The organism is Croceivirga sp. JEA036 (genome assembly GCF_011882165.1).
Taxonomy (GTDB): Bacteria; Bacteroidota; Bacteroidia; order Flavobacteriales; family Flavobacteriaceae; genus Croceivirga.
In genome coordinates this window covers 264,404-288,219 of the sequence record NZ_JAATON010000001.1, presented here as the reverse complement: position 1 = coordinate 288,219, position 23,816 = coordinate 264,404, and the positions used below count along the sequence as shown (strand labels likewise).

At 36.7% G+C, this 23,816-nt stretch carries 10 protein-coding genes and 2 tRNA genes; 8 read left to right on the top strand and 4 right to left on the bottom strand.

The genetic code is table 11. The features are described from left to right. Positions 1-79: 79 nt before the first annotated feature. The 8 genes from HCO57_RS01045 (at position 80) to HCO57_RS01010 (ending at position 16,022) form a co-directional block, all read left to right on the top strand. The gene (locus HCO57_RS01045; RefSeq protein ID WP_245167516.1) at positions 80-3,331 is read left to right on the top strand and encodes a SusC/RagA family TonB-linked outer membrane protein; all 3,252 of its coding nucleotides are present in this window, start codon (positions 80-82) and stop codon (positions 3,329-3,331) included. Positions 3,332-3,348: 17 nt separating this feature from the next. Next, positions 3,349-5,055 (top strand): RagB/SusD family nutrient uptake outer membrane protein, encoded by a 1,707-nt coding sequence (locus HCO57_RS01040; protein ID WP_167987447.1) that lies wholly within the window; start codon positions 3,349-3,351, stop codon positions 5,053-5,055. Positions 5,056-5,121: 66 nt separating this feature from the next. After that, complete coding sequence (locus HCO57_RS01035; protein WP_317171089.1) at positions 5,122-6,522, top strand: sulfatase; 1,401 nt, start codon at positions 5,122-5,124, stop codon at positions 6,520-6,522. A gap of 89 nt (positions 6,523-6,611) precedes the next feature. Then, positions 6,612-8,300: a sulfatase gene (locus HCO57_RS01030; protein ID WP_167987446.1), complete on the top strand. Its 1,689-nt coding sequence runs from the start codon at positions 6,612-6,614 to the stop codon at positions 8,298-8,300. A gap of 234 nt (positions 8,301-8,534) precedes the next feature. Continuing rightward, on the top strand, positions 8,535-10,421 hold the full coding sequence (locus HCO57_RS01025) for a CRTAC1 family protein (RefSeq protein WP_167987445.1): 1,887 nt from the start codon (positions 8,535-8,537) through the stop codon (positions 10,419-10,421). Next, entirely contained in the window at positions 10,418-12,121 is a 1,704-nt protein-coding gene (locus tag HCO57_RS01020; RefSeq protein WP_167987444.1) for a sulfatase, read from the top strand. Before HCO57_RS01025 ends, HCO57_RS01020 begins: the two co-directional genes overlap by 4 nt. Next, entirely contained in the window at positions 12,121-14,514 is a 2,394-nt protein-coding gene (locus HCO57_RS01015) for a hypothetical protein (RefSeq protein WP_209065920.1), read from the top strand. Before HCO57_RS01020 ends, HCO57_RS01015 begins: the two co-directional genes overlap by 1 nt. A 14-nt stretch (positions 14,515-14,528) precedes the next feature. Further along, complete coding sequence (locus HCO57_RS01010) at positions 14,529-16,022, top strand: sulfatase-like hydrolase/transferase (RefSeq protein ID WP_167987443.1); 1,494 nt, start codon at positions 14,529-14,531, stop codon at positions 16,020-16,022. 95 nt (positions 16,023-16,117) lie between these two features. On the opposite strand, the gene HCO57_RS01005 is transcribed toward HCO57_RS01010, so the two are convergent. The 4 genes from HCO57_RS01005 to HCO57_RS00990 all read right to left on the bottom strand — a co-directional run bounded on the left by HCO57_RS01005 (position 16,118) and on the right by HCO57_RS00990 (position 23,742). Beyond that, positions 16,118-20,569: a chemotaxis protein CheB gene (locus HCO57_RS01005; protein WP_167987442.1), complete on the bottom strand. Its 4,452-nt coding sequence runs from the start codon at positions 20,567-20,569 to the stop codon at positions 16,118-16,120. 841 nt (positions 20,570-21,410) lie between these two features. Then, positions 21,411-21,485: transfer RNA gene (locus tag HCO57_RS01000), tRNA-Pro, on the bottom strand. 25 nt (positions 21,486-21,510) lie between these two features. Continuing rightward, positions 21,511-21,594 (bottom strand) — tRNA-Ser (locus tag HCO57_RS00995). Positions 21,595-21,702: 108 nt separating this feature from the next. Continuing rightward, positions 21,703-23,742 (bottom strand): HD family phosphohydrolase, encoded by a 2,040-nt coding sequence (locus tag HCO57_RS00990; protein WP_167987441.1) that lies wholly within the window; start codon positions 23,740-23,742, stop codon positions 21,703-21,705. Between the last annotated feature and the right edge of the window lie 74 nt (positions 23,743-23,816).

Genomic DNA, 23,816 nt, shown 5'->3' with positions numbered 1-23,816 from the left:
ATCAAAGTTCAAAAACTAAAAACGAACGGGGCATTGATGTAAGCACAACGAAAGTGACCCAATATTAATTAACTGAACTATGAGAAATTTACGAGAAAATCTAACTTTCCTATCCCAGACGAAAGCATTGTCTTGGTTAAAAGAAAGTTTGGAAAAACCTAAGGGATTACTTCTTGGGTTGCTTATGGTCGTAGCTGTACCAGCACACACTTTTGCATCTACTATTGTATCCGTACGCTCTACCACGGATGCTTTACAAATGCAAATTAGCGGTACCGTTATGGACGAGCAAGGACCTTTACCAGGAGCAACAGTAATTGTAAAAGGTACTTCTAATGGCGTGCAAACAGATTTTGATGGTAATTATACCATTGATGTGGTAGATGCCAATGCTACTTTGGTATTTAGTTATGTAGGGTATTCTACCCAAGAGGTGCCAATTAATGGGCAATCCACTGTTAATGTAACGCTTGCAGCAGATACACAAAATCTTGAGGAAGTGGTAGTATTAGGTTATAGTACCCGTAAAAAAGGAGAAGTAACGGGATCTGTAAGTACTATAGACAGTAAAGCCATTGAACAATCTTCTAATAAAGATATTGCCAAATCTCTTGCTGGTAGAGCTTCTGGTCTTATTATTAGTGACCGTGGGGGTGTACCAGGTGCTGGTAACGGCGGTGGTGGCAATACAGATGATGATGCCACTACTATTTTAATTAGAGGTAAATCTACCCTAAATAACAATTCGCCTTTAATCCTGATTGATGGTATTCAAGCAGCTAGCTTTTCTAATCTCTCTCCGCAGGATATTGCCTCTTTAACTGTACTAAAAGATGGTGCTGCTGCTATTTATGGTTCTAGGGCAGCGAATGGTGTTATTTTAATTACCACTAAAAGAGGTTCTACTGGAAAGCCTAAGATTAACTTCTCATCATCTTACAATTTATCATCTTTTACGAGGACACCTAATTTAATGACCTCTGAGCAATACGCTATTTATGAGAATGAAATTGCACAGCGTGCAGGGACAGAACTTCCTTTTTCTCAAGAACAAATTAATGCGTATGCTGCTGGAGATGACCCAATAAATTTTCCGAGTACGGATTGGGCAGATTTAACGTTTGCAAGTTCGTCTCCTGAAACTAGAAACACACTTTCTATCTCTGGTGGAAATGATGCTGTAAAGTATTTTGTAAGTGGTGATGTACTAAGCCAAGAAGGTCTATATAGGTCTGGTTCATTAAAATTTAATCAAAAACAAGTACGCTCTAACTTAGATATTAAATTAACAGAGGATATAAAGTTGGGTGTGGACTTACTAGGTCGTTTTGGGGATAGAAATAGACCTGGTGTAGATGATTTAAATATCTACAAGCATATTTTTACCAATTTGCCAACAGAGGTTGGAGTATATCCAAATGGATTACCTGGGTTTGGTGGTGAAAACGGTCAAAATCCACTGGTAATGTCTAGTAATGAGTCTGGTTTTGTAAACAGAAAAGATACTGATTTACGTGGTAAATTTTCGTTAGACATTAGACTTGATAAAATTTTAGATGGACTAAGTCTTAATGGTTTTGTTGGGATTCGTAAAATGAATAACGACCAAAAAAACTGGTACACACCATGGACAGTTTACACATTTCAAGAAGGTTCTAATGAGTACATACCTACTACTGGTTTTTCTCAACAAGGTGAAAATAGAATTTTAAGAGAATCTTTTTGGAAGTATGATGAAACGCTTATCAACGCTACCATAAGATATTCCAAGCTATTTGGAGACAACCATTCTATTAGCACATTTATTGGTACAGAACGCTTAGATTCTGATACTAGAACATTCTTTGCTCAGCGACAAGGATTTCCATCTAGCGATAGACCTGAATTGTTTGCTGGTGGTTCAGAACAACAACAATCCTCTGGTATTAGAAGTGAATTTGCACGAATGGACTTCTTTGGTTCTTTTTCGTATGACTTCAAGAAAAAATATTTTTTAGACTTTACCATTCGTCATGATGGTTCTAGTGCATTTGGTCCTGGAAAAAGATATGGTACCTTCCCTAGTGTAGCTGCATCTTGGGCTATAGACAAAGAAGGCTTTTTAGAAGACGTATCCTGGATAAACTCCTTAAGATTAAGAGCTTCTTGGTCTAAACTAGGTAATGATAGAATTGCGCCCAATCAATGGTTAACGTTATATGATTATGGCGTTGCAACTAACAACGGTAACCCAAACTTTAATGTAGCACAACCAGATTACTTTATCATTGGTAGCCCTGGTGTTTTAGCAAATGGCTTTAGTTCTTCTACCACTGCTAATCCAGATGTAACTTGGGAGACAGCAACTATGCAAAACATTGGTTTGAGCTTTGGAATTTTTGATAGTAGATTAACGGGTGATGTTAACTATTTCTTCCAGAGAAGAGAAGATATATTAGCACAAAGACAAGCAGCCATCCCAGATTATCTAGGGTTTAATTTACCCGCAGAAAACTTTGGAGAAGTTAAAAATTACGGCGTAGAATTTGAGCTCGCTTGGAACGATGCTATCAATGAGGATTTTAATTACAACTTTGGTGTTAACTTCTCTCAGGCCCAGAATGAAGTTGTTTTTCTTGCAGAAGGGGAAAACGTACAAGAAAATCTTAGAAGAGAAGGTACTCCTATAGATTCTTATATAGTTTACCCTACCAACGGATTATTCCGTGACCAAGCCCAAGTAGATGCTACAGAGGCTAAGCTAAACGGTTCTCAAGAAGGTGATATCTTTTATCAAGACACCAATGGCGATGGTGTAATTAATGCTGATGATAGAATACGTGTTGGCACCTCTAACATTCCCCAAATACAATATGGTGTTTATGGTGGGTTTACCTACAAGAATTTTGGTTTAAGTTTCCTTTTCCAAGGTCAAGCAAAAGCAGAAACTTTAGTGTTCTTTGACCAAGGAGGCGCTAGACCCGACTTCGTTTTTAATCAAAGATGGACCCCAGAAAATCGTAACGCAAGTTTCCCAAGGGCATTTCCTCAAGGAGACGGTATAAATGGCAACCAGAACGGTAACGTAGAAAATTTTCAAGGAGCAGATATTTGGTTGCAAGACGCCTCTTTTGTAAGACTTAAAGAGATTGAAGTTGGATATACGATTCCAAAAGAAGTTACTCAAATCGCAGACATTAGATTGTTCGCTAGAGGATACAACTTGTTCACATTTTTCTCTGACATTTATGATTTAGGTCTTGATCCAGAAGCAACCAGTTATTACAACTTCAGAAACGCCACGTATACCCCTATTAAAACGTACAGTTTTGGTTTAAACTTCAGTTTCTAATAAAAAATTGCAACAAAATGAAATCAAATAAAATAACACTAGTTTTTCTTGCAACCTTCCTACTAATACTAGGTAGTTGTGAAGATTCTTTAGAAATAGATGCCGCAGATTCCTTTACAGAAGAATTTGTGTATAGTGATATTAATCAGGTAACCAGCTTAGTACTTACCAATTATAATAGTACAGAAAGTTGGGGCTTAAATAAAACCATTTGGTGGTCTAGAAGATACAACATAGAAAATGCTTCTTTTGAGTCTAAGTTCAATTTTAGAGATTTAGACAGATTAGCACTACGTAGAGGCTGGAACCCTGCTAATGTGGGCGACTTTAATAACAAGTGGAGAATTTATTATAGTTATATCAGAGAAATAAACCTATTTTTTGATAAAATAGACGATTCGCAAGCAGCTATGGATGCTCCAGAGGAAGCGGAAATATTGAAAGCAGAAATGCGCTTCTTAAGAGCCAATCTATATTTTAAGTTAACAAGATTGTACGGAGCGGTCCCCTTAATTAAAGAAACCGTAGGTTTTGATGCAGAAACCTTTGATATTCCACGAAATACGTACGAAGAATGCGTAGAATATATCGTAGCCGAGCTAGACGCTGCAGCTGCAGTCTTACCAGAAACAAGACCTGCTACTGAATTTGGTAGAGCAACTAAGGTTGCTGCAATGGCTGTTAAATCTAGAGCATTATTATACGCCGCTAGCGAACTACACGACCCCAGTACTGCACCTAGTGGTCCGTTATATGATTACACAAAAACCACAAAGTGGGAAGATGCTGCTAAAGCTGCAAAAGATATTATAGACCTCTTAGGAAATAGAGATTTAATTGCTGTTGCTAATGCAGAAGAATATAGAGATTTGTTCTTAGAAGCTCACGAAGATATTATCTGGGCTAGACCTTACGGTAGTGACTTGTACGACTTTGGTACAGATGTTAATTCTTTATGGAATCAAACCCAAGCACCTAGCGGTTATGGCGGTTGGGCACTATCATCGCCTACTCTGAACTATGTTTTACAATACAATATGGCAGATGGTACATCAACACAAGAAGGTGGGTACGACCCAATGAATCCAAATACAGATAGAGAAATGCGTTATTATGCTAATTTAAATTATAATGGCGCAACCTTTAGAGATAGAGAAGTTGAGTATTTTTTATCTGAAGACGTAAATGTATTTCCCCATGGGTTAGATTCTCCAGAAGGACTAGGCAACACCTTACATTCTTCTAAGACAGGATACAACATTAGAAAGTTCCAAGATGAATCTGTAGGTTTAACAGAAACATCTCCTGGAAGACCTTTTATACTATATAGATTGGCAGAAGTATTTTTAAATTATGCAGAGGCAAGCTACCATACAGGTGATGAGGCTGCTGCTTTAGAATACTTAAACAAAGTTTCTACTAGAGCTTTACAACCAACAATTAGTGCAAGTGGAGAAGAACTATTAGAAGCAATAAAAAGAGAAAGACGCGTAGAACTTGCTTTTGAAGGTCACAATTTTTACGATGAAAGAAGGTGGATGAATAGTGAAAACCTGGGTTTTGACATTAAAGGATTACGATGGACCAAAATGACCGATGGCAACGTTGTTCCAGAAGAGTACACCGTTATTACAAGACCTTGGTTCGATAGACAATATTACTTGCCTATTCCTTTATCAGAAATAGAAAAAGCACCGTCTTTGGAACAAAACGCTGGATATTAATCCTAGTTCACAATTAGCAACAAAATACCAGGGCCTGTTCCTGGTATTTTTATTTTAAATTACAAGATGATGAAGTCAATTACCATTTTTATTTTTTGCTGTCTTACAAGCGTGTTTGCTTACAGCCAAGACAAACCCAACATTGTTTTATTGTTTTCTGATGATGCTGGCTATGCAGATTTTGGGTTTCATGGTAGCAAAACTATGAAAACACCCAACTTGGATAAATTAGCCAAACAAGGTGTAAAATTTACACAGGCTTATGTTTCTGACCCAACCTGTGGCCCTTCTAGAGCCGGTTTAATTACTGGGCGCTACCAACAGCGCTTTGGCTTTGAAGAAAACAATGTACCTGGCTTTATGAGCAAAGTTTCTGCTGCAGATGGCTGGGATATGGGGGTACCTACGGAAGAGGTCACCTTAGCAGATTATTTAAAAAAGCAAGGGTATGCTACGGCCTTCTATGGAAAATGGCATTTGGGGGGAGCCGATAAATTTCACCCTACAAAAAGAGGGTTTGATGAATTCTATGGTTTTCGCGGTGGTGCCAGAAGTTACTTCCCCTATTCGGATTTACCACCAAGCAAAATGGACCTGATGGAAAAAGGTTTTGGCAACTATCAAGAACCTGCAAAATACCTAACGGATGCTTTGGCAACAGAAGCTGTAGACTTTATAAAAAGAAAACACAAAGAAAAACAACCCTTCTTTGCCATGTTATCTTTTAACGCAGTACACACCCCTATGGATGCCACTCCAGAAGATTTGGCAAAATTTCCAAACCTAACAGGTAAAAGAAAAATAGTAGCTGCTATGACTTTGGCCTTAGATAGGGCGTGCGGTAAGATAATAGACCAGCTAAAAAAACTAGGGATAGAAGACAATACTATAATCGTTTTCACCAATGATAATGGTGGTCCTACGGATAAAAATGCGTCTGTAAATTATCCACTAAGTGGCACAAAATCCAATCATTTAGAGGGTGGTATTCGGGTTCCTTTTTTAATGAAATGGCCTGGAAAACTTAAAGCCAATACCACCTATACTAATCCAATCAGCACCATGGATTTGTTACCAACCTTTTACGCTGCAGCTGGCGGTGATGTCAGTGCTATCCAAAATATAGATGGTGTTAACTTAACACCTTTTATCACGGGTATAGATAACGCTAAACCCCATGAAACATTATTCTGGAAAAAAGATGCCCGAGGGGTAATACGCAAAGGGGATTTTAAACTAATTCGTTTTCCAGATAGGCCGGCAGAATTGTACAATATTGCAGAAGATATTTCTGAAAGCAATAACATTGCCGATGCACATCCAGAGTTAGTCAAATCACTTTTTAAAGAGTTGTTTGAGTGGGAATTAACCCTTGAACGTCCACGTTGGATGCTTAAAAAAGAATTTGAAAAAGTAGACATTGATCGTATGGATGCATACAGAGATCAATCTAAGTTCTTAGACTAAAAAAACAATTTAGTTGTTTAATCCACAGACATAATTTGTCTGTGGATATATTGTTTTCACTACCTCCTTATAAAAATATATACTTGACCATGAAACATTTCTTTAGCATACTTGTTTCTTTGAGTGCTTTATTCACTCTAACGTATTGCAAAAAAAAAGAACAACCTAAGGTTCAACAACCAAACGTGTTATTTGTACTTATGGATGATTTAGGTTATGGACAATTTGGTATTTACAACGATACCATTACCACAGCAGACTTTAATCCATTTTTTGTTAGCTTAGTAGATAGTTTACAAGGCTATTCCCTAGAAAAATCATTAGAATACTCCCAGACTGCTATTCCTAACCTTACTAAACTGGCCAAAGAAGGCGTAACTTTTACCAATGCATACACCTCTAGCAATGTTTGTTCTCCATCTAGATTAGGTATGGTAACAGGTATCTTGCAGAATAGATGGGGCATATATACCAATGATGATTCTGAACAATCCGGAATAAGAAAAGGAACGCATTTAGCGGAAAAAATAAAAGCTTCGGGATATAAAACCGCCCACATTGGCAAATGGCATATAGGCCAGAGAAACGACCAAATATTACATAAAATTTTAACCAAACATCAATTAGCAAAAGACACTAATTTTTACCTTTTAAAACCAACACATCCAGAATTATTTAATGAAATAAGAGAAAGTGGTTATTTGGGCTCTGTCGTAGAATCACAAAATCCTTTAAACCATGGATTTGATTATTACTATGGATATAATCACTGGGCTAGTCAGTACTACAATTCCTATAACATTTGGGAAAACAGGACGCATTTAGGCAAGCAAGCAGGCTACAATACAGATGTCTTTACAGAAAAAGCCATTGAAAAAATAGACGAAAGTATACAAGAAAACAAGCCATTTTATGTACAATTACATTACCATGCGGTTCATGATTCGGTAGAATTAAAAGCCCCAGATAAATACCTTAAAAAGTTTAATTCGGACTCCTTTGAATTGAATAACTTTTATGCGCATTTATACGCGGTAGATAGAAATATTGAGAAAATTGTTGATTTCCTCAAAGCTAAAGAAGCCTATAAAAATACCATTATTGTATTCACCTCAGACAATGGCGCTATGAGCGGTGGCTCTTATGATGGTCATAAATCTGGCTCACCACTACCAGGTAATACGCCTTTTTCTGGGCATAAAGGCAATTATTATTTAGGCGGTTTTAGAGTTCCATTTTTTATCCATTGGCCCAACGGTATTAAACAGCAAAAAATTTCCAATTCTCTTGTATCTACTATGGATATTTTACCAACCGTTTTAGATGCTGTTGGCACAAAAATACCAGATAGTATTGATGGCAAAAGTTTACTTTCATTATTAAACAATCCAAGAGAAGAAAAAATACATGATTATTTATTATGGTCTGGGGTACATGCCACTAAATGGGGCTATTTAATTGCTAATTCTACCAAAACCCACGCAGATGAAGACCAGTTTGCTCCCCCCGCTTGGGTTGTTATAAAGGATAACTATTTATTGCGATTTACAGGAAAAATAGAAGCCGGTTTATATTACGACCAAATGGCCGGCAGAGCGCCTGTATTAGAATTATTTGACATAAAAAATGACCCTTCTGAGACTAGAGACATTTCAAAAGACCACCCTGATAAAGTAAAGGAAATGAAAGCGATTTATTTTAAAGAGTCCAAAAATTTCCCAAGACCAATTCATTGGGAAGAATCTAACTGGCACGAGTTAAAGAAAGAAAAAGTATAAGTATTATCACCATATGTTCTCCTAAAAAAGTTTTAGAAAAGAACGTGCGGAAGGTTTTACTTTCCGCACATTTTATAAGGATTATATTTTCACATATATAAACAAACTTACTAGAACTACCTTAAATTTATAAATAGACATTAAGTTAAGGTTAAGTTAGTGCTAGTATCAGTTAAGAGCGAAGAAATGTATCCGTATAAAAAAAAGTTTCTTTGATAGACTTAACGAAACTGCATGAACTCGCATACCCTTTTAAATCCATACCTTATGACCAAAAGGTATATGGTTTTTATTTTTGTATTATTGGCAACTATTGCATTAAACGCACAAGAGAGTTCGCCTTTATTTACAGAAATATTAAAAGATTTCCCAAGAAAAGAAAAAAACTTACGCAAATGGGACAATCCCACTTTTGCAGATATAGACCAAGATGGATACACAGATATTTTACTAAATGACCATGGCCTAGGTGTAAGTATTGCATGGAACAACAAAGGTTCCTTTGCCCTCCCCCATGATATAATTATGGGCGATTTGCACGGGCTTTCTGTAGGAGACATGGATAAAGATGGTTTATTAGAGGTTATCATGTCTAGAGGTGGCGGTTCTGGTAGCAATGCCAGAAATAGTAAACTTTTTAAAGTAACCAAAAGTCGAGAATTTATATCTGTAGCTGATTTAAATCCCCCATTGGCCTTTATGCGTGGAAGAACAGTCAAATTTTTTGACGGGGATAATGATGGTGATTTAGACCTCATCAACTTTGCTTTTCCTTCTAAAGAAATGAAAGGAAAGAGCGAAAACTATATTTATGGAAACACAGGAAACGGTCAGTTACTGCTAAAAAACACCTTGCCAGAAACTAAAGGAGATGGACAAAAAGTATGTCTGGCAGACTTAAATAATGATACCTTGCCAGACATCATTCTTTACGGCAATGACCGCTTAAAAATCTTCAAGAATGTAGGCGATTTAAATTTTAAAGACGTTACTGATAGGGTTTTGGATAGTTCTATAAAAGATGTGACCTCCGTGGCTGCTTTTGACTATGATAATGATGGCGATTTAGATGTATTTGTAACTAGGGGTAAAGATTTTAATCCTGGAGATAATTTTTATAACAAAGCCACAGCCACTTGGGGTTTTTACACTCGCAGAGGAGATTTTAACTTTCCAAACCTAGAGGCTGGTGATGTGTTACAAATGCATAATTTTCAATCGCAATGGCCGTATAATGATGCGTATTATATAGGTGAAACAGGTTATTCTTATGATTTTCCTGGGGAAACCCACTCAGGAAAAGACATTCGTTTGGTGAGCAGTAACGCATTAGGCTTTCCCGATAAATTAAACCCTGATGGCGGCATCCATGTGGGTTATGTAGGCAATAAAGAATGGCGTATTGCTGGTAATACTTTCTCCCCCACCACAGGAACCTTAATAGGTATTAAAAATAAAACCGAAACCATGGTTACGGATGGCTTAGAAAATGTATTATTAGAGAATAAAGGTGGAAATTTTAAAAATATAACCAAGAAAGCCAAACTTACAGCTAAAGAACATTCCGTAGCTATCGCTATCGCAGATATAGATATAGATGGGTTTCAAGATATTTTAGTTGCACAACGTGGCGACTTGGTACATAAAAACCCGATTACTATTTGGAAAAATAACGGTAATGGTACTTTTATCGCGCAGCAAAATCATGGGCTTATTACTAATGACATTGGTAGTATTGGTATGGCCTTGGGCACGTTAGATTATGATTTGGATGGGGATATGGATGTCATAATAGGGAATGAACGTGGTAAATGGCATCTATTTGCTAATAATAAGGCTCAAACTAATCCAAACAACAGTATCACGATGCATATAGGCAACTCGCCTGAGCACAATGCTTCTGCACTTGGAGCTAAAGTCACTTTTAAAAATTGCTTAGGCACACAAGTACGCTTTGTCGGGAATACAGCTGCTGCCTATTCTTTGGATTTTGACCCCAATATGGTTTTTGGTTTAGGCAATTGCGCATCTAAATCGACTATTACCATCCAGTGGAGCAATGGCGAAAATTTAACTAAAACCATTACCAACAATCAAACGAAAATACACTTAGGAAAATGATAACCTACATTAATAAATTCAATAAAACATTTACAATAATACTAGGGGCTACTCTTTTCGCTTCCTTATATAGTTGTAAAGAAAAAGCCAATCCGGCATCCGAAGTAAAAACAGTTAAAAAACCTAACATACTTTTTATCGCTATAGACGATTTAAGACCTGAGTTAGGCGCCTATGGGTCAGAAGTGGCTATTACTCCAAATATGGATGCCTTGGCAGCAAACGGATTGCTTTTTAATAATGCCCATTGCCAAGAGGCTATTTGTAGTCCTTCTAGAGCTAGTGTTATGACGGGCGCTAGGCCAGAAACCATTAAGGTGATAGAAAACTTTACCTATTTCAGAGATGTAAATCCAGATATTGTCACCCTACCACAACACCTTTGGGCAAACGGCTATGAAACGGTTTATGCCGGTAAAATCTTTCACCCAGGATATACCGATGAGGACCTTTCTTGGAGCAGAAAAATCTATGCTGGCCCAGATGTACCACCTATTCCAGAACGGATAAGAGGTTATGTATTAGAAGAAAACCAAGAAATGTTCAAAAAGAACAGAGCCGAGGTCATTGAAAAATATGGCGAAAACGCCCCGAGAAACGGTCTTGGTAAGGGACCAGCATACGAGTTTGCAGATGCCCCAGACAATACCTACCAAGATGGACACAATACAGACTTGGCCATTGCCACCATGAAAGAAATGACTAAAAAAGACAAACCTTTCTTTTTAGGCCTAGGTTATTTTAAACCACACTTAGAATGGATAGCCCCAAAAAAATATTGGGATATGTATGCAGATGTAGATATATCCTTGGCTACAGAAGATTCAGCTCCTAAAGACGGTGCTAGTATGGGTTTACACGCTTCTTTTGAACTCCGTGCCCGTGCCGATATTCCTAAATATGGAGACATTGATAAAGCACAAGCTAAAAATTTAAAACGAGCCTATTTAGCTACTGTAAGTTTTGTAGACGCACAAATAGGGAGAATGCTAGACGCTTTAGAAGAAGAAGGGATTAAAGACAACACCATTGTTATACTTTGGAGCGACCATGGATGGCATTTGGGTGATATGGGAATTTGGGGCAAAGCCACCAACTATGAGATTGCCACCCGCGTGCCTTTAATTGTTTCTGCACCTAACATGCCTACCCAAGTAATTGGCACAAAAACCGATGCATTGGTAGAATTAGTGGATATGTACCCCACGTTGTGCGAAATGGCAGGAGTTTCCATTCCTGAGCATGTAGAAGGACAAAGTTTTGCACCACTTTTAAATAACCCAAAACAAGATTGGAAAACCGCTGCTTATAGTCAATTTCCCACACCGGCCTTGCGCGAGTGGGCGGCAAACCCACTGTCTAAAGGGATGCGAGAGACCTATTTTGGACCGTTGATTAAAGATGTGGAGGCAGATATAAAAGCACAAATGGGAGCTAGTTGGAACCGCGATTTATTTGAAAATAGATTGATGGGCTATTCCATGCGTACGCAAGATTACAGATTAATCGTGTGGAAAGAGTACACCAACCCCAATGCAGAACCAATTTTTATTGAATTGTATGACCATACCAGAGACCCTAAAGAAACCGTCAATATTGCCAAAGAACAACCAGAATTGGTAGCTGAACTTTTGGAACAATTTAATAAAGGCTGGGAAGGGAATAAGGCCCAATTAAAAACAACTAAAAACATCTTATAATGCACCCAACTAATAAAACCTTTTTTTACGTATTTATATTTGGTATTTATACCATACTACTATTTGCAAGTTGCAACAATCAACCCAAATCATTAGAAGAAGAGGCGTTAGAAAAAATAGCTACACTAGAAAAGTTGATGGATGAGGCTAAAACCAAATCTATTGATGTACAACGAGAAGAAACCTTGCTTTGGTTCTCCAAGGAATTTGTAAAGTTTGCCAACTGGGATGAAACCCATAAAGAAGCTGTAGAGAAACTATTTGGTTATGAGCGTTATTATGCCCCTAAGAAGGACTCTTTGGCGGCGGCTTTACCAGATTTTGAGCGTAAAAAAGTCATTGAAATTCTAGATGAAGGTATTGCTATCTTGCAACAAGAATTAGACGGAAAAATTAAACGTAGGCCAGTAAATAAAGTAGATTGGCAAAATACGAAAGCTGGCGACAATATGTTTGTAAGCAATGGTAAGCCTTCTTTTCCGTACGATTATTTTTCTAAAACAGTTGGGCAACCTTTGACCAACACTCAGGTGTATAACGATCATTTAGGGGCACTCTATCACGGTGGTGAAAATCTTTATCCGGTAGACCATGACCGTGCCATAAATTCATTCTTACTTAAAGAAGATGGCACATTTGACGAAGAATTGATGAAAGAGCTCACTACTATTCCAGATACCAACGTTGGCTTTTTGTACTACTGGGGCATGGGCATACCAGAATGGGTAGAGCAAAAAGAGCCAGAGATACGCAAAGGGCGTTCCTTGTTTTTAGGTTTTGACATTGATAACCCAACAGCCAAAGACCTTTGGGGCAAAATAATACGTAAGACGGGAGAACTTACCAAGGGTAAAAAGGTGACGGAATTAGGGTATGTATTTGCTAACGAACCACACTGGTATTCAGAAAAAGACCATTGGACTTACAATTACCAAGAAATGCATGGTATTTCTAGCTACACACTTACTAATTTTAGAAATTGGTTAAAGAGTACCTATAACAATGACATTCAACAATTAAACACCAATTGGGAGACAAAATTTTCCTCTTTTGATTCTGTGGAGATTGAAATACCTATAGATACTGCACTTAGAGGAAAACCTATTTGGTATGATTGGAACCGATACCACATGCAGCGTACTACGGATTGGTTCACTTTTAATCAAGAAAATTTACACAGCGTGAATCCAGAAGCAGATACCCATATAAAACTATTTCCTAGAACGTTTTATGAGGATTCTCGTTCTCACGGAATGGATTTTGAAGCACTTACAGAACTTACCACCATGATTGGTCATGACGCTAAAGCCTTGGGTGGGCCTAGTATTAGACCACATATTAAGTCTGACTTTGTAGAAAAATATGCCTACAAGTGGGACGGTATGGCCATTCTTCACGATTTTCTAGAGTCCGTAGCTCCAGATAAGATAAATGTAAACTCAGAATCCCATTTTCTTTCCTCAGGGCAATGGCGAGATTTGGATGCCCGTACCAGTTATGTACGCAACGTATACTGGTTGGCAACCTTAATGGGCATGGATGCCAATATGGGTTGGTTTTGGGCACGTGACCCAGATGGCTCTCCAGAAGACCGTTTAGAGGGGGAACTTAACTTTTTTGACCCTGGTTTGGGTGGTGCTTATGCAGGCTCTGTAAACATGCAACCCCACATTGCTAATGAGGTAACTCAAGTGATGTACGATTTAAATAGCTTTTCTGAAGAAATCATCGCTCTGCGTAATCAAAAAAGACCATTACGCCTGTTTTACTCAGAAACATCCGCCATCAACACAGCGGATTATATGACGGAAACCGGAAAAATTTACAACTCCTTGTTCTTTGAAGGCTTTCCACTGGGCTTTGTAACCAAAAATATTATAGAAAAGCAAGACAATAGTACATGGAGTACCGTGTTGGTACATAAAACCAAATATGTTACGGAAAAAGAATTTGCGGCACTACAAACTTTTTTAAATAATGGTGGTACGGTTATTATTGATTCCGACGAAAGCTTGTCTCTTAATGAGTACGGAAAAGAACGCAAACAAAAACTCTCTGCCAGCAAAGGTGAATTGATAGTCTTAAACACAGAAAATATAGAAAGTCTGAAAAAAGCGGCTTTAGAAAGTGTAGCAGACCAAATACCCCCTGTACAAATAGTAGCTGATAATAGTGAAAAATACAAAACCACTATTTCTAGAGTGGTAACCCAAGAAGATGGCTCTTATTTGGTGAATCTTTTGAATGTGGGGCGCAATACAACCAAAATTAAATTGCAATTGGATTCTGGAGAGGCTATAGCTGTTACAGACTTAATGACGATGAATACTATGGAAACTTCATTTGAACTACCATCAGAAGGGGTTTTGTTATTAGAGGTGAAAAAGAAGTAAACTGATTTTATAACATGAATTGGAATAAAATAATGGTGAGCATCTTACTAGGTTTTAGTGTGATTGCTTGTAAAAACCAAGAAAAGAAAGAAGAGGCTAAGACAGATTTAGTACAAAATGAAGCTGTTACCGACAGACCTAATATTTTGGTAATTATGTGCGATGATTTGGGATATAATGATGTTGGCTTTAACGGCAGCAAAGACATCCCCACGCCCAATCTTGATGCATTGGCAGCCAATGGTGCTATTGCCACCGCTGGTTATGCAGTGCATCCGTTCTGTGGTCCTAGTAGAGCAGGATTTTTAACAGGGCAGTATCCACACGAATTTGGTTCGCAGTTTAATTTGCCTAGACGCCATGAGAATGAAGGCAAAGGGATACCGACCAACTTAGCTTACATGAGTAGCACTTTGCAGGATGCAGGCTATTTTACAGGATTAGTGGGTAAATGGCACTTAGGTATAAAACCAGAATTCCATCCGCAGAAAAGAGGTTTTGATGAGTTTTACGGTTTCCTTGGTGGTGGCCACAAATATTTTCCTGAGCAGTATTACTCCGCCTATCAAAGTGAAAAAGCCAAGGGGAATGATGACATATGGGAGTACATTACGCCTCTAGAACACAACGGTAATCCTATTATGGATGCTGATAAATACCTAACCGATGAACTTTCTGATGCGGCAGTTAATTTTGTGTCTGACCAAAAAGCGAAGGAAAATCCATTCTTTTTATTTCTAGCGTATAATGCGCCACACGTGCCTTTGGAAGCTAAGAAAGAAGACTTGGCCAAGTTTAGCCATATTACGGATAAAAAACGCAAAACCTACGCTGCAATGGTGTATGCAGTAGACCGTGGCGTAGGCCAGTTGGCAGATGCGTTGAAAGCTAACAATCAGCTAGACAATACCTTAATTGTGTTTTTAAGTGATAATGGCGGTAAAACAACCGAAGGTGCTAATAACTATCCGTTAAAAGAAGGAAAAGGCAGTATGCAAGAAGGTGGTTTTAGAGTGCCTATGTTTATCCACTACCCAAAAGAAATACAAGCCAACACCATTTACGACCACCCTATTTCCGCATTGGACTTCTACCCTACTTTTGCCCATTTAGCACAGGCAAAATTACCTAAAACACAGGAATTACATGGTAAAAACATTTGGGAAAGTTTAACTACTGGCACTAGTGCTCGACAAGACGAAAGCATTTTTGCCATGCGCCACTGGCCTGGCTATTCTGATGTAGCTGTTCGCAAAAATGATTTTAAAGCCTTAAAGAAAGGTAAAGCAAACTGGCAATTGTTTAACGTAAAAGAAGATTTAAGCGAAGAAAACAATTTAGAAAGTGAATATCCAGAGGTATTAAAAACATTAGTATCAGAAGCGGAAGTCTGGTCTAAAAAGCATGTAAAACCCTTATGGTACAATCCCCCAGAATTAGAAACCGATTGGAAAACGCATGACATGGGCAATTTTCCCGGTATTTTTGATGCCTCTGCGCACAAATAAAAACGTTTTTTTACAATGTAAAAGCCACTGCATCTGCAGTGGCTTTTGTTTGGACAACACTTAACACTAACCAATTGGTTACCCAAAGTAAACCTTTAAACCCATTTAGCTAAGACTTCAAAAAGGTCGTCTTTACCTAAAGGCTTTGGAATGTAATCCACAAATCCTTTTTCTAAACACTGATCCCTATCATTAGACATAGCATGTGCAGTTTGCGCAATAATTTTAGTATTGGGGTTAATTTCTAACAGATGATTTTTTGCTTGGAAACCATCCATATTGGGCATTCTTATATCCATTAAAACAATATCATATGCATCGTCTTTTTTAAACATGCTAATAGCTTCTTCTCCACTGTCCGCAAAAGCCGCTCTCAAAGTGGTTCGTTTAAAAATCGTTTTTAGATATTGTCTATTAATTCTATTATCATCTACTACCAATACTCTTTGATCTTTAAAAAGCGCTTTGTAATCTGGTGTTTCTTTTACAATAAACCCTAAGCTAACTGGCTCAGTTTTTGAGTAGGGAATAATAAAGGAGAAAGTACTCCCTTGGCCAGGTACAGATTCCACTTTAATCTCTCCGCCTAACAAACCTATTATTCCTTTAGAAATAGATAAGCCTAATCCTTTACCAGAATATTTATCTGTATTACCTGGGTTAACACGTTCAAAACGTTCAAAAATGAGTTTTAACTTATCTTCCGTTATGCCTATTCCAGTATCTGTGACGCGGAACATCACAAAATCGCCTTCTATTTGATAGCCAAACTTAACATGGCCTTTATCTGTAAATTTTAGAGCATTCCCTATCAGATTTATAAGCACTTGTTTAAGACGGTTGGGGTCTGTTTTGATATTTATTGGCTGATTGGGATTAGGGGTGTAAGCTATAATTTCCACCTGATCCTTTTCTTGCTGTCGTTTAATCTCTCTAAACGTTAATTCTAATTCTTTTACCAAATGATTCAGTTCACATTGGGTAAAATTCATATCCAGTTCTCCTGCTTCTATCTTACTTAAATCTATAATATCATCTACCAGATTGAGCAATTGCTTGCTACAGTTTTCTATAATATCTATGTATTCCTTTTTCTCATGAATGTCTAAATCATGATCTCTTAGCAAATTAGAAAACCCAACCAAACCATTGAGTGGTGTTCTAATTTCATGACTCATGTTTGCTAAAAATTGATTCTTGTAAATGTTAGCGCTATTGGCATCTTTAAGCGCTTTTTTTAAACGCTCTTCGGTTTTTTTCTTTTCTGTGATATCTAAGAAAACACCAAAAAAGCTCTTTACGTTGCCTTGGTCATCGCGTTCAAAAGGAGAATCTATAGAATAACACCAAATGTATTTTCCATTTTTATGCCTAAACCGGTATTCTATTTTATTTTCTAATTGGCCTTGAGCTACCTTACCCATATGTTTTTCTATAGAAGCTCTATCTTCTGGGTGAAAGAGAGCAAAGAATTCCCCATCCTCTAATTTTGCAATATCTTCTGATGTATAGCCAAGAATGTTAGTGTAACCATCGTTCATGTAAATATTTACACCCTTTTCCATATCATAGATATAGATGCCAGATGGCGATAATTCTGTAATTTTACTGGTAAACTCCTTTGCTTTTTGCAAACTAGAACGAAGCTCTTTACGGTCTGTAATATCTTGAGCAATACCCTGTAAATGTGTTATGTTACCATCCGTATCCTTAACTGCTCTACCATGCGCAAACAACCATCCTTGAGTACCATCTTTACGTATTAGACGTAATTCTAGGGAATAAGGTTCTCCAGTCTCAATAGTTTTTTGAACCGCTTGCTCTAATTTATTAGTAGATGCTTTGGTAAACAGCTTCTTATGGTTTTCATCATCGTAGTTGGGAACACCTAAGGCAGGGTCTAAACCATAAATATCAAATAATTGTTCTGACCAACTTACTTGGTTTGTTGCTAAATCCAAGGTCCAACTACCTAATTTAGCAATATTTTGTGCCATGGTAAGCTCTGTGGTTTTAAGCTCTAAGGCAGCCTCCTTATTTTTAATATCATTGATATTTACAAAAGTGATGACTACCCCAGAAATCTGTTTACGTTTGGTAACGAACGGCCCAACACGTACTAAATAGAAATTGTTTTTAGTATCTGCTAACTGGAATTCAAAACTTTTAAATTCGCTAAGAGCAGTTTTGCATTTGTTTAGTAAATCTGTACGAACCTCTTCTGTAACAAAGGAAGAAAATTTGGCTATGGAACGCCCTTCATCTTGCTCTTCTATCTCAAAAATCTTGGTTATTGCTGGGGTGAATTTTCTGATATTAAGCGCATCGTCTAAAAACAAGGTTCCAATATCTGTACTGTTTAGGAGGTTATCCATGTCATTATACAGTGCTTCTAACTCCTTATTTTTTTCTTGTAATTCTGTATTTACGGTATAAAGTTCCTCGTTAACAGATTGTAATTCTTCATTAGAACTCTGTAATTCTTCATTAGAAGACATGAGTTCTTCATTAGAACTCTGCAATTCTTCATTACTGGTCTCTAATTCTTCTCTAATATCGTCTAGCAAAACATTCTTTTCACCCAATTCAAACTCCAAATCGGTAATGCGTTGTTGTGCGTAGCTAGGAATATCCTCATTTTTAAATGTGACCTCTTCTGCTTCTACAATTTCTTTACCCTCCCCAAACTGAATTAAAAACATGGGATCCGCTTCTGGTTCTAATGTTACACTTTCTAGTAAAACATTGGTAATTACATTACCTTCTAGTGTATGTATGTTAACCGCCTTGTAAGTCACGGGGGTACCACTTTGTTTTACCCTTCTAACCCCATTCCTAATTAAAACAGCTAAGTCTTCTGGTATGAGATGTAATAAGTTATTGGTAAAAAGCCCGTCATTAGATTGGAACCACTTTTTAAAGTCGCCCATCATAAAGGTCAAGTCATAATTTTCATTTACATAAACCGTAACGGGCACATGCTTTTTACATAAATGTTTGTAATACAATAATTCTTTCTGAGAAGCAAAACTTCTGTGAGAGCTACTATTATTTGCATTTAAATAGCTCACTTGGTCTACAATTGTCTTATTCTCTAAAGTAGATTTTTTAGTTGCCATTCTGCCTTTTTTAATTTGGTACACCTTATTTGTAGAGTCTAAAGTAAAAAACGCCTGACTGATGTTACCCAAAGATTCGCTATTCCCTAAAAAGAGAAAACCATTCTTATTTAGAGAAAACTCAAAAGACTTAAAAACCGATTCTTTAGCTTCTCGATTTAGGTAAATGAGTAAGTTTCTGCAAGAAATTAAATCTATCTGAATATAAGGTGGGTCATTGGTTATGTCGTGATATGAGAATATTATTTTTTCTCTGATGCGTTTAGTAATCTGAAGTCTATCTCCTTTTTTGATAAAATAATTAACTAGATATTGGTCGGCTATTTCTGCAGCATCATTAATGCTAAATTCTCCATTGCCCGCTTTTTTTAGACTTTCTTTATCTATATCTGACCCAAAAATTTTAAACTTGAGGTTTAATTTATGTTCTTGTATGTATTCATCAAACAGCATAGCAAGTGTATATACCTCTTTACCTGAAGAACAACCTGGCACCCAAATACGTATGGTATCTTCTCCTTTTTTTTGTTGGCAAAGTTTTGGAATTATGCTGTGTTTGAGAAATAGAAATGCTTCTGGATTTCTAAAAAAAGAGGTAACACCAATTAAAAAACTTTGACTAATTACTTCTATCTCTTCTTTATTGTCTAATAAATATGTAAAGTAATCTTCTAGTGTATTTAATTTTAAAAAACTCATCCGTTTGTTCATTCTCCGGATAAGTGTATTGGGCTTGTATTTTTTAAAATCTACCCCACCTGTTTTGTATAAAAGTGTTAAAATTTTGTCGTAGATGGAATTGCTATTAGAAGCACTGAGATTTACAAGTTGTTGGTCTTGATTGGCAAGCCAAACAATATTATCTGCTATTTTATTGGGTGATAATATGAAGTCTACACAATTGGTTTGTATCACAGATTTAGGCATACCATCAAATTCTGCAGATTTTGGACTTTGAGCAAAGAGTGTGCCACCGTGTTCTTTTATATCATACGCCCCTTTAGAACCATCGGAACCTGTACCAGATAAAATTACACCTACTGCATATTCCATGTATTCTTTAGCTACCATTTGGAAAATGATGTCTATAGGCAAGTTCAATTGTTTTCTTGGGGCTTTCTCTAGTAGAATAAATTTACCGTCTGCTACCCCGAGGTTATTGTCCTTATTATTTAAATAGATGCAATTGGGTTTAATTTCTTGATTTTCTTTGGCTACAAAAATTTTCATTTTTGTATGAGAAGCCAACAGTTCTGGCATAAGACTTTTAAAGTTTGGTGCCAAATGTTGAACCAATATAAACGCCATTCCAGGACTATCTGGCATAGCATCAAAAAAAGTGTGTACAGCTTTAAGACCACCTGCAGACGCACCAATGGCAACTACTAAAAAGTTTTCCCTTGATTGTTGCTCCTCTATTATTTTCATGGTACGTTTTAAGTATTTTCTTAAAATTTTAAAAGATTACTAGCTCACAAATCTTAATTTTAACAAATGTAAGATTTTTACTAATAATTTTATATTTTGTTTAACTAAATTCAGAAAATATAATAACAAAATAGAAACTCTGCTATAAAAGTAGAACATAACCCAACCTCACTTTTAACATGTATATTCACGCCTATAGCCTCTACCTGATTTTTAGTCAAGAACAAACCTATTCCTCAAGCTTCTGGATGTTTGCGAAAGGTTTTGTATATACCAAATAATTTAGTTTCATGCTTCTCTAAATTAATACTTAGACCATTATCTTTTACAATAATTTGCACTTTCTTATCCGTAAGGTTCGAGAGAACTTTTACATATCTTTCCTTTGATTTATCTCTATAGTTTGTAGCGTCAGTAATAAAATTTTGCGGGACACTTTCTAAATAGGCGGCTACACCATAAACCTTCAGGCTCTCATCACATTTTAATAGTAATCTGTACTTTTTTTCTTAATCACTATTCATTTTCTAAATAAACCTTTCTCTATAAAATTTGGGAGTATATCCTACCCCAATATAGCCCACTACCGAATTAATTTTTAATGGGCATAGAAAGAAAAGAAATTTGTAGCACTAGAATGGATTATTAATGGGACACCCTTAAATAAACAGCAAAGTTTATTTATCCGTTCTCATTTGGTTATTTCAGTTAGTTATAGATGTCTGTAATCCAACAGAGTATCCCTTAGTTCCTAAAACAAGTACAGTTTGTAGCACGATTTAAGATAGGTATGAACGATTAGAAACAAAAAAAGCCACTGATTTCTCAGTGGCTCTTGTTGTCGGGGTGGCAGGATTCGAACCTGCGACCTCCTGCTCCCAAAGCAGGCGCGATAACCGGGCTACGCTACACCCCGAAGGTTATCTTTATTTGGAAAAAAGCGGAGAGACTGGGACTCGAACCCAGGCAGCACTTACGCGCTGACAGATTAGCAATCTGCTCCGTTACCACTCCGGCACCTCTCCAATATTTTCTGTATGAACGTCTTTAAAAATGCGGTTGCAAAAATACCACAAGTAAACATACAATGCAACTATTTAAACAGCTTTTTTTTGATAAATTTCATAACTACCTTATTCTGGGTATTCTACACGCAAGTGATAAATGTTTGTTAGCTTCTTTTTTAGCACCTTCTTTACTGTTTCTATTTCTTTAAGGGTAATATTAGCGTTGGTAAACTGCCCCGCTTTTAGTTGTCCGCCAATAATTTTTTCTACAAATTCATCAATGATAATGTAGGTAGGTGATTTTAAACTTTTAGATGCTGCCTCCACCGCATCTGACATCATTAAAATTGCCGTTTCTTTAGAAAAGGGTATTGGACCAGGATACCTAAAAGGTTCATCTTCAGTATCTGGTTCTATCTCTTGCTGCTTTTTGTAAAAATAATACACCATAGAATCACCATGGTGTGTTCTTATAAAATCAATAATCCTATCTGGCAAATTATTTTTCCTTGCTAATTCTATTCCCGCTATCACGTGATCTATAATTATTTTAGCACTTTCTTTTGGTGGTAAATCATCATGCGGATTAACATTAGTAATCTGGTTTTCTGTAAAGTAGGTTGGTCTGTTCATCTTACCAATATCATGGTAGAGTGCCCCTACCCTAACCAACATGGCATTGGCTCCAATTTCATTGGCGGCTGCTTCGGCTAAATTCGCTACTTGCAAAGAATGATGAAAAGTACCTGGTGCCTTGTTTGCTAATTCCTTTAATAACTTAGAATTGGTATCTGACAACTCTAATAAGCTTACATCAGAAACTAAGCCAAATAGTTTTTCATATAAATAAATTAATGGCTGCACAAACAACGTTAGCATTCCATTAAGCAAGAAAATAGCAAAAACATACCATTCTATATTATTCATATTCCCTTCATGAATAATATGAAAAGCAAAATACCCAATAATGTAGATTAAGGTTATCTGCCCTACCGAAATAAATAAATTGGCTCTCTTGTATAACTCCGAGACGGTTAAAATTGTCACAATCCCTGCAATTATTTGTAAGAAGATGTATTCAAAACTATTGGGTACAACAAAGCCTAGAATAAGAATGGTTAAAACATGAACAAATAAACCAAGACGAGCATCAAAAAAGTTTTTAAGGATCAAGGGTAAAATACAAAGAGGTACCACATACAGATAATTATCTACCCTTTTCACTACCATAGTAGTGACAAAAACCATCAATAAAATATTAAAGAAAATAAAAGTGACCTTTATATTATTTTCATAAATATCGGGTCTGTAACGCATTAAAAACAAATACAACATTACCAGCACTAATGCCACCAAAACGGCATAACCCAATAAAATAAAGTAGTAATTATTTGCATCCCAAACCTCAGATTCGTATTCCTTTTTTAAACTGTCTAGAATAGTAAAGTCTTCTGCTTCTACTACTTCGCCCTTGGCTATTATTAATTTTCCTTCTGGCACGGTGCCTCTAGTAAAAGAAATTTTACTTAACTCGTCTTTCAATGCCTTTTCTGATAAATCTTCGTCATAAAAAACATTAGGTTTTATAACACTTTGCAAGGAAGTCTTAAACGGATTACGGACGCTTTCTGCTATAGAATCTTGTACTAGATTTACCAAATATTGTTTTGCGCTGGTTACATCTAATACCTGATGCTTACGAATGAGGATTGCTTCATTATTTTTAATTAGATAGGGTCTTCCTTCTATTTCTCTATTTTTAAAAACCCCCAAGCGGTACATTTCTGATAGCCACTGCTTCCCTATTTTAAAAAGGCGTTCTCTTTCTGCCATACTATAATTAGCCGCACCAAAATGTTTTGCAAATACGTCTGCAAAATCGTTCTCTACCTTGGTAGCAATATTGGCATTATAACTGTAGTAAGAGGCTTTATTAAGTAGTAATTCTTGTTTTTCCTCATCTATTTCTGATAAATTCTTCTGAATATTAAAATCAAATGGAGCATATAAGTTCTCGTACTGCCAAGCCTTTCCTTTCTGATAATCGTACTTAAATTTACCTCCTCTAGGAAAGAAAAATACTATAAGCCCTACAGTAACTACATAAAGAATGTACTTATAGATACGGGTTTGATTTTTATAAAAATTATCTAAGGATTTTCCCATAATTACGCTTGGACTGTCCCAAAAATAGAAAATATAAATACAATCAAAGGTTATTAACCATTCCGTGGGATTGC

What these genes read in the sequence shown, in the direction of transcription:
- HCO57_RS01045 (WP_245167516.1), top strand. Translation starts at nt 80, where the DNA reads ATGAGAAATTTACGAGAAAATCTAACTTTCCTATCCCAGACGAAAGCA.
- HCO57_RS01040 (WP_167987447.1), top strand. Translation starts at nt 3,349, where the DNA reads ATGAAATCAAATAAAATAACACTAGTTTTTCTTGCAACCTTCCTACTA.
- HCO57_RS01035 (WP_317171089.1), top strand. Translation starts at nt 5,122, where the DNA reads ATGATGAAGTCAATTACCATTTTTATTTTTTGCTGTCTTACAAGCGTG.
- HCO57_RS01030 (WP_167987446.1), top strand. Translation starts at nt 6,612, where the DNA reads ATGAAACATTTCTTTAGCATACTTGTTTCTTTGAGTGCTTTATTCACT.
- HCO57_RS01025 (WP_167987445.1), top strand. Translation starts at nt 8,535, where the DNA reads ATGAACTCGCATACCCTTTTAAATCCATACCTTATGACCAAAAGGTAT.
- HCO57_RS01020 (WP_167987444.1), top strand. Translation starts at nt 10,418, where the DNA reads ATGATAACCTACATTAATAAATTCAATAAAACATTTACAATAATACTA.
- HCO57_RS01015 (WP_209065920.1), top strand. Translation starts at nt 12,121, where the DNA reads ATGCACCCAACTAATAAAACCTTTTTTTACGTATTTATATTTGGTATT.
- HCO57_RS01010 (WP_167987443.1), top strand. Translation starts at nt 14,529, where the DNA reads ATGAATTGGAATAAAATAATGGTGAGCATCTTACTAGGTTTTAGTGTG.
- HCO57_RS01005 (WP_167987442.1), bottom strand. Translation starts at nt 20,569, where the DNA reads ATGAAAATAATAGAGGAGCAACAATCAAGGGAAAACTTTTTAGTAGTT.
- HCO57_RS00990 (WP_167987441.1), bottom strand. Translation starts at nt 23,742, where the DNA reads ATGGGAAAATCCTTAGATAATTTTTATAAAAATCAAACCCGTATCTAT.